Annotated in this window: 6 protein-coding genes; 1 reads left to right on the forward strand and 5 read right to left on the reverse strand. The window is 71.9% G+C overall.

All coding sequences use genetic code 11. The features are described from left to right. Positions 1-28 precede the first annotated feature (28 nt). Entirely contained in the window at positions 29-631 is a 603-nt protein-coding gene (locus ACFFCA_RS10740; RefSeq protein ID WP_375484572.1) for a GNAT family N-acetyltransferase, read from the forward strand. 59 nt (positions 632-690) lie between these two features. On the opposite strand, the gene ACFFCA_RS10745 is transcribed toward ACFFCA_RS10740, so the two are convergent. The 5 genes from ACFFCA_RS10745 to ACFFCA_RS10765 form a co-directional block, all read right to left on the reverse strand. Continuing rightward, positions 691-1,809 (reverse strand): N-acetylmuramoyl-L-alanine amidase, encoded by a 1,119-nt coding sequence (locus ACFFCA_RS10745; RefSeq protein WP_375484620.1) that lies wholly within the window; start codon positions 1,807-1,809, stop codon positions 691-693. Between the two features lie 272 nt (positions 1,810-2,081). Then, entirely contained in the window at positions 2,082-2,411 is a 330-nt protein-coding gene (trxA, locus tag ACFFCA_RS10750; RefSeq protein WP_375484574.1) for a thioredoxin, read from the reverse strand. A gap of 142 nt (positions 2,412-2,553) precedes the next feature. Then, the gene (gene trxB, locus ACFFCA_RS10755) at positions 2,554-3,534 is read right to left on the reverse strand and encodes a thioredoxin-disulfide reductase (protein ID WP_375484576.1); all 981 of its coding nucleotides are present in this window, start codon (positions 3,532-3,534) and stop codon (positions 2,554-2,556) included. A gap of 127 nt (positions 3,535-3,661) precedes the next feature. Beyond that, complete coding sequence (murJ, locus tag ACFFCA_RS10760) at positions 3,662-5,599, reverse strand: murein biosynthesis integral membrane protein MurJ (RefSeq protein ID WP_375484578.1); 1,938 nt, start codon at positions 5,597-5,599, stop codon at positions 3,662-3,664. Positions 5,600-5,609: 10 nt separating this feature from the next. Further along, the gene (locus tag ACFFCA_RS10765; protein WP_375484580.1) at positions 5,610-7,904 is read right to left on the reverse strand and encodes a DUF6049 family protein; all 2,295 of its coding nucleotides are present in this window, start codon (positions 7,902-7,904) and stop codon (positions 5,610-5,612) included. Positions 7,905-8,000: the final 96 nt, after the last annotated feature.

Here is an 8,000-nt window from a genome sequence, read left to right on the forward strand (position 1 = left end):
GCCCGACGCGCTCTGGAGGAGGCCGGTCATGGGACGTCAGGTGGTGCCACTGACCCTGGACAACCTGTCGGACCTGCCCGGCACCTGTCGGCGGTGCGTGTACTGGGAGCTGGCCCCGGCGGCCGACACGGGCGCCGACGCGGCGCTGGACAAGGAGGCCTGGGTCTCCGACACCCTGCTGGAGTGGGGTACGTGTGGCCAGCTCGCCTACTCCGACGGGCGGCCGGTGGGCTACGTGCTGTACGCGCCGCCCGGGTACGTGCCCCGGGCGACCGGGTTCCCGACCTCTCCGGTGGGCGCGGACGCCGTCCTGCTGATGACCGCCTACGTCACGCCGCAGTTCCGCAACGGCGGCATCGGGCGGGTCCTGGCCCAGACCACGGTGCGGGAGATGGCCCGTCGCGGGTACCGCGCCCTCGAGGCGTTCGGGCGCACCGGCGACGGGGACGGGACCGGGTGTGTGCTGCCGGCGGCGTACCTGACCGGGGTCGGTTTCACCGTCATCCGGCGGCATCCGACATTGCCCCGGCTGCGGCTGGACGTGCGGGGTGCGGTCACCTGGCGGGCTGAGATGGAGGGCGCGATCGAGCGGCTGCTCGGCGGGATCACCTCGCCGGCCGCGACCCGCTGAGACGGTTCGTCAGCACGCCCGCCCGTCGGTGGTCGAGAGCGTGAGCACGCCGGTACGGCTCAGTGGGCGGCGGCGGGCATCCGCATGACCCCGGTGGTGGGGTCGTCGCCGAGCGGCAGATACAGGCGCTGCACGGCGACGAGCAGGCCCTCGGCCATGGTGTCGCGGTAGAGCGGGTCGAGCAGCTTGGCGCGGTCCTCGGCGGAGCTCAGGTACCCCACCTCGATGCGCACGGCGGGCATGCGGGTGAGCCGCAGCATCGACCAGGACTTGCCGTGGATGCGGCAGTCGAGCATGCCCGTGCGGGCGACGAGCTCGCGCTGGGCGAGGTCGGCCAGCCGCTCGCCGATGGTCGAGCTGGAGACACCCGCGCCGTAGTAGTAGGCGGCGACCCCGTTGGCCCGCGGCGACGGGGAGGCGTCGAGATGGATCGACAGCAGCAGGTCGGCCCCGACGTCGTTCGCCAGCTGCGCGCGCTGCTCGGTGCTGGCCCCGTTGTGCGGCCCGCGGGTGAACCAGGTCTGCACGCCCAGCGCGCTGAGCCGCCCTTCCAGGCGGGAGGTCAGCTCCCAGACCAGGTCGGCCTCGCGGATGCCGTCGACGACCGCACCGGCGTCCGGGCCGCCGTGGCCGGCGTCGAGCACGATGCGCTTGCCGAGCAGGTTGGGCCCGGAGTCGGCGACGGCGATCTGGTCGCGCAGCAGCTGCGGCCGACCGCCGACGACGCGGCGCCCGAGCTGGCGCAGGGCCCGCAGGGTGTCGGGCCCGCAGATGCCGTCGGCGATGAGCCCGTAGTCGCGCTGGAAGTCCCGCAGCGCCTCGGCCGTGGCCAGCGCGAAGATCCCGTCGGGACGGGTCAGCGGGAAACCGAGCTCGAGCAGCTGGGTCTGCAGCTCGGCGACGTCGTCGCCGACCAGCGGCTGGCCGGCCTCGTGGGCCAGCACGCGGTCCCCGAGCTTCCAGTGCGCCCCGGTCAGCGCGACGTAGGTCTCGCGGCCCACCTGACCGTCGACCGACAGCCCACGGCGTTGCTGGAAGTGCCGGATGGCGAGTTCGGTCGCCTCGTCGAAGTGGGACTGGGACACCGGTGCGATGTTGTCGAGCAGGCCGATCGTGGCGAGCATCGTGCGGACCTCCGCGACAGCGGTGCCGGAGTCACCGCGACGCAGGGGTTGCATATCGGTTCGGACCTCGCGCTTCATCGGCTGGTTCACGTCGTCATGCTTCACATCGAGCTGGTCGTTCCGATCTCGGAGGGACCATCGGACCACGGACATTCTGCCTCAACGCGGCGACGGGCCGAAACGCGCCTGACGCGTTCCGGGAGCGGTCTCAGCCAGCCGTCAACTCGGGGCTACGGCGGCAGGGCTCGGGAACGGCGCGATGACCGTAGAGCCGTTCGACCGAAAGAGGCGGTCACCCGGTGGGTGACCGCCTCAGCGGGGCTTCGTCAGCCGACGTAGTCGGTGAGCTCGCGCAGGATCGCGGCCTTGGGCCGGGCCCCCACGATGGTCTTGACGAGCTCGCCACCCTGGAACACGGCCATCGTCGGGATGGACATGACCTGGTACTTGCGCGCGGTCTCGGGGTTCTCGTCGATGTTGAGCTTGGCGATCGTGAGCTTGCCGGCCTGCTCGCCGGCGATCTCCTCGAGCACCGGGGCGACCTGGCGGCACGGCCCGCACCACTCGGCCCAGAAGTCGACGAGGACCGGCCCGTCGGCGCCCAGGACGTCGGAGTCGAAGCTGCTGTCGGTGACGGCCTTGGTGTTGGCGCCCATGTGATTCTCCTGTCGGTGAGGTGTTGCCGGCGAACCGGCTCTGGTGGAACGCGGACCGGGTGCTGCGGATTCCGCTCCGATGGTGATCGTTTCCCGTGAAACCTGTGGTGCATGGGACGGATGGTGCCGTGTGGTGACTGGATTACGCGTTGCCGACGAGCTCCGACTCCTCGGTGGCGACGGCCGGTGAGACGTGGTCCTCGTCGAGGGCTGCGAGGTACCGCTCGGCGTCCAGTGCCGCCTGACACCCGGTGCCGGCCGCAGTGATGGCCTGGCGATAGGTGTGGTCGACGAGGTCGCCGGCGGCGAAGACACCGTCGAGGTTGGTGTAGGTGCCGTCGTGGGTGAGCACGTAGCCCTCCGCGTTGAGGTCGATCTGACCCTTCACCAGCTCGCTGCGCGGGTCGTGGCCGATCGCGATGAACAGCCCGGTGACGTCGAGGTCGCGCTCGGCGCCGGTGGCGGTGTCGCGCAGGCGGACGCCGCTCACCGAGGTGTCACCGTGGATGTCGGCGACCTCGCTGTTCCACGCCCAGCTGATCTTGGGGTCGTTGGCCGCCCGCTCGATCATGAACTTGCTGGCGCGCAGGGTGTCGCGCCGGTGCACGATGGTGACCGATCGAGCGAAGCGGCTCAGGAACGTCGCCTCCTCCATCGCGGTGTCCCCGCCGCCGACGACCGCGATGTCGTGGTCGCGGAAGAAGAAGCCGTCACAGGTGGCACACCAGGACACGCCGTGCCCGGACAAGGCGTCCTCGCGCGCAAGGCCCAGCGACTTGTACGCGGAGCCCATGGCCAGGATGACCGCGTCCGCGGTGAACTCGCCGTCGTGGGTGCGCACGACCTTGACCGGTCCGCTGAGCTCGACGGACACGACGTCGTCGGCCACCAGCTCGGCCCCGAAGCGCTCGGCCTGGCTGCGGATGTTGCTCATCAGCTCGGGGCCCATGATGCCGTCGGGGAACCCCGGGAAGTTCTCGACGTCGGTGGTGTTCATGAGGGCGCCGCCGTACTGGCTGCCTTCGAACACCAGGGGAGCGAGATCGGCGCGGGCGGAGTACAGCGCCGCGGTGTAGCCGGCCGGTCCCGAGCCGACGATGATGACCTTGCGGTGGGTGGTCACGTGTCCTCATTTCCGCGGTCGCGACGAGCGTGTCGCTGGACGACTGCGCGCGAACCGCACGGTCTGGGCAACGACCCTAGGGCCTGCGATGTTCCGGGCCCAGCTGTGACGCGGGAGGCGGTGGGCGTCATCGGCGCCGCACCGAGGCGAGCGCCTGCTGGACCTCGGGGATGCGCATCCGCCAAGCGACCACAACGAGCACGAGCAACCCCACCAGCCCACCACCGACCAGGCCCGTCCACGACCCGAACCGGGCGCCGCCGAGCTCGTGACGGGCCAGCAGGACGACCGCGTACGCGGCCGCGGCCCCGACGGCGGACGCCACGGCGATCCGGGTGACGGTGCCCAGCACGGCGCCGAAGCCGAGGTGTCCCAGCCGCCTGGTCAGCACGATGTGGCCGACGACGGCGCCGACGAGATAGGAGAACGAGGTGGCGATGTTGAGCCACTGGACGGCGTGCACCGACGGGTGCAGCTCGACGTTCGTGCCCTTGGGGGCGGCGTAGATCCGATCCGTCACGAGCACCAGGACGACCTTGGTCGCCACCATGAACGCGTTGATGAGGGTCGGCGTCCGACCGTCGCGCATCGCGTAGAAGACCCTCAGCTGCAGCATGACGAGCGCGAACGGGAACAGGCCGAAGGCCGACCACGCCAGCGAGGAGCCGATGAGGTGCGCGCCGGCGATGGAGGTGCTGCCGTAGGCGAACAGCGTGACCGTCATGGCCGGGCCGAGCACGATCAGGCCCGCGGTGACCGGGATCAGCGAGACCGCGGACAGGCGCGCGCCCAGGGACAGGTCGCCGACGACGGCGTCGTTGTCACCGCGGACGGCGGCCCGGGACATCCTCGGCATGATCGCCGTGAGCAGGGAGACGACCAGGATCCCGTACGGCATCTGGAAGAGCAGGTCGGCGTAGGTGAAGACGCTGAAACCGCCGTTGCGGTTGCCCACCACCTGGATGACGGTGACGCCGACCTGGCTCACGACGACGTAGGCCAGCACCCAGCCGGCGAGTGACCCGACCTCGCGCATCCGGCCGACCTCGTGCGACCGGGCCCGGAAGCGCCACTGCCAGGTGAACCCCGATCGTTTCAGCGCCGGGATCAGCACCAGGGCCTGGCCGGCGATGCCCAGCGTGGTCCCGATGCCCACGACGAGGATCTGCGGGGTGGTGATGCTCGTGGGGCTCAGCGTCTTCGGGCCGGGCAGGGCCCAGAAGACGCCGACGGTGACGATCATGATCACGTTGTTGAGCACCGGTGCCCAGGCCCCGGGACGGTAGCTGTGCCGGATGTTGAGCACGGCCACGAACATCGCGCCGAGGCCGTAGAAGAAGATCTCGGGCAGCAGCAGGGTCGCGAAGATGCCCGTCAGTTCCCGGCGCGGGCCGGCCTCGACGAACCCGGCGGCGATGAGCGGTGCGGCCAGGACGGCCAGCATGGTCATCGCGCCCAGCGCGACGGTGGCGATGGAGAGCAGCCGCTGGGTGTAGGCGACCCCGTCGTCGTCGTCGTGGACCTGGGCCTGGACGAGCAGCGGGATCAGCACGCTGGACAGCACGCCGCCGAGCAGCAGCTCGTAGATCATGTTCGGCAGGTTGTTGCCGGAGTTGTAGGCGTTGCCGACCGCGCCCACGCCGAGGGCGGCGACGAGCAGGATGCTGCGCAGGAACCCGGTCACCCGGCTGGCCAGGCTGGCCACCGCGATGGAGCCGCTGGCCGCCATCAGCCCGCGGGTGGTGTTCTCCTGCGCGACCGGGTCCTCGCGGGCCTCGGCCTCCGCGGCCTGCAGGGCGGCGGTCTCGACGCCGCTGTCGAGCGGGTCACCCGTCGGCCCGGCCGTCTCCGGTGCGGCGTGGGCAGGCTTGCGACCTCGCTTGCGCGGGCGTCCGGTGTAGGTCGGCTCGCTCCAGCGCGGTTCGTCGCGAGGGCCGACGTCCTCGCTGTCGACCAGGACCGAGCCCATCGGGTCGGCCTCGGTGAACATCCGGGGCTCGAAGGGCTGGCTGCCGGCGTAGAGCGTGGGGCTGCCCCACTCGTCCTCGGCGACCGGCGTGCTCATCGGCACCCCATCATGACGCCGGCTCGTGCTCGGGCGTGGAGGCCGGGGTCGGCGGCGCGGCGCCGCTGCGCTTGCGGCGCAGACGCAGCATGCGACGGGTCAGGCGCACGAGCAGGGCGAGCGCGAGCACCACCCCGGAGACGACCGTGATGACCACGCCGATGGTGCCGAGCACCGTGCTGTGGACGAAGACCGTCACCGGCTGGCCCAGCGTCCCGCTGTCCGGTGTGTGCAGCTGGGCGCTCACCGGGATGCGTCCGGTGCGCTGGATGTGGGTGTCGACCCTGACGGTGGCCTTCGAACCGGCGCCGATCTGCACGACCTGGCTGGTGCGGTCGGCGAAGCCGGGCAGGCCGCCCACCGCGTTCACACCGACCCGCACCTGCACGCTCAGCGCGTTGTCGTTCTGCACGGTGATCGGGAGCTTGGAGTTGCTCGACGCCAGGGTGTAGCTGCTGTTGCGGCGGTTCAGGATGCGGACGCCGTGCAGGTAGCGCGTCAGCTGTCGCTGGAGGGCCTGGCTCCGGAGGGCACCCCCGGTGAGGCCACCGACACCGGCGGACGCGCCGGCCCGGCTCCACGCCGCGGACTCGGCGAGCTGCACCGTGACCGGCAGGGCGGCGAGGACGGTGCGCCCGGCCGCGGAGCCCTGGATGAGCGACGCGACCGGTTGTTCGGTGCGCCGGACCGCGGCGATCCGGTCCAGCTGGGCCGGCGACAGCCCGTTCGAGGACGTGACGGTGCGGCGCAAGGCGGTCGTGCCGGTCGAACTGGTGCCGGGCGAACCGGCACGGGCCGCGGCGTCGGCGGAGACCGCCCGGGTGAACAGCGAGCTGCTGGTCGCGGTGATGAGCTTCGCCGCGGCCTCGGGCGATGGGTCGACGTAGCGTGGCGCAGCGAACACGGCGTGCTGCGCCTGGTCGGGCTGCTGGGCGATGCGCACCGCCAGCTCCGAGACCAGCTGCGGCATCGCCGCCGTCGACCCGGCACGTGTCAGCATCGCGGCGCTGGTGCGCTGCAAGGTCGGCGCGGTGAGCAGGGCGGAGACCCGTCCGCCCGTCGAGGCCAGGGCGGCCGACGACACGGGGATGCTGCTGCGGGTGCTGGGCCGCACCCGCGAGCCGTCGAGGACCACGGTGCCGGCCCCGCCGGCGACCAGGCTGTCCAACGTGGCCCCGGTGGCCGCGTTGGTGGGTGGCCACGCCAGCGTGTGCGCGAGCTGGTGGTCGCCGAGCGCGTTGGCCACCCCGGTGGAGACGGGCTCCGGCAGGTTCTGCGTCCAGGACAGGTTGCGCCGGGTCAGGCCGGTGACGTCCGGGTCGGCCAGCGGCGTCAGCTGGAGATCGAGGACGTTCGGGCGCGCGTCCAGCAGCGCGCGCAACCGGGTCAGCCACGAGGACGCCGCCTGCTGACCGGTGCCGGTGGACAGGGTGCCGTTGCTCGCGCGGACGCGGTAGCCGAGGGTCATCTCCTGCAGCTCGTCGAGCAGTTCGGGGTCGACGACGAGCGTCAGCGGTTGGCTGCTCGAGAGCCTCTCGACGACCTGCAGGGCGCGATCGAGCCGGCCGCCGTTCGCGACCGAGCTCGCCAGGGCGTCGTCGGTGAAGGTGCGCCCGGTGGTGGTGCGGTGGGGCCTGTCGATGAGCGGCCAGATCCACGTGACGCCGACCTTCGTCGTCGGGGCCTGGTCGAAGGTGGGCAGGTAGGTGCGGGTCCCGCCGATGGTGATGGTCGAACCCTCCACGGTCCGTTGTGCCGTGAGGTCGATGGGGTAGACGGACGCGGTCGCGCAGAGGCAGACGTGCTCGTCGTTCTGCTGGCTCGTCGTCGTGGTGAAGGTCGCGGTCACCGGCACCTTCGGCGGCAGGGTGACCGACGGGGCCTTGGTCGCCTCGATCGTCCGGCCACCGGTGCGGGCGCTGCTGTCGGACACCGAGTCGTCGAGCACCGCCTGCGATCCGATCGGGTCACCGCGCTCGGCCGCGAGCGACACCCCGGTCAGGGTCTGGCTGCCGTTGTTGACCAGCGTCGCGGTGATCGTCAGCGGTCTCGGTGTCGCGGTGATGGCGGGGACGGCCGGGTCGACGTTCGCCACGGACACCGACACGGTGTCGGCGCGAACCCGGTTCGTGGCGGCCGGGGCCACCGCCGCGGAACCCGTCGCCGGCGCGGCCAGCGCCGCCGCGCCGAGCAGCGTGGCCGTCGCGAGCAGGCACGAGGCCGACCGGCGCAGCGTCGCCCGGGCCCCCGGGCGCGGCGTCGGACGCAGACGCCTTCCCGTGTCCGCTCCGCAAGCGTCGCTCACGCCTCGCTCCGCTCGGCCGTGCGGAGACGCATTTCCCTTGTCGCTCCGCAAGCGTCGCTCACGCCTCGCTCCGCTCGGCCGTGCGGAGACGCATTT

It is taken from the genome of uncultured Jatrophihabitans sp., from assembly GCF_964252635.1.
GTDB lineage: Bacteria > Actinomycetota > Actinomycetes > Mycobacteriales > Jatrophihabitantaceae > Jatrophihabitans.

Excerpts from the sequence above, each read along its gene's own strand:
- ACFFCA_RS10740 (WP_375484572.1), top strand. The coding sequence starts at position 29 with ATGGGACGTCAGGTGGTGCCACTGACCCTGGACAACCTGTCGGACCTG.
- trxA (WP_375484574.1), bottom strand. The coding sequence starts at position 2,411 with ATGGGCGCCAACACCAAGGCCGTCACCGACAGCAGCTTCGACTCCGAC.
- ACFFCA_RS10745 (WP_375484620.1), bottom strand. The coding sequence starts at position 1,809 with ATGCAACCCCTGCGTCGCGGTGACTCCGGCACCGCTGTCGCGGAGGTC.
- murJ (WP_375484578.1), bottom strand. The coding sequence starts at position 5,599 with ATGAGCACGCCGGTCGCCGAGGACGAGTGGGGCAGCCCCACGCTCTAC.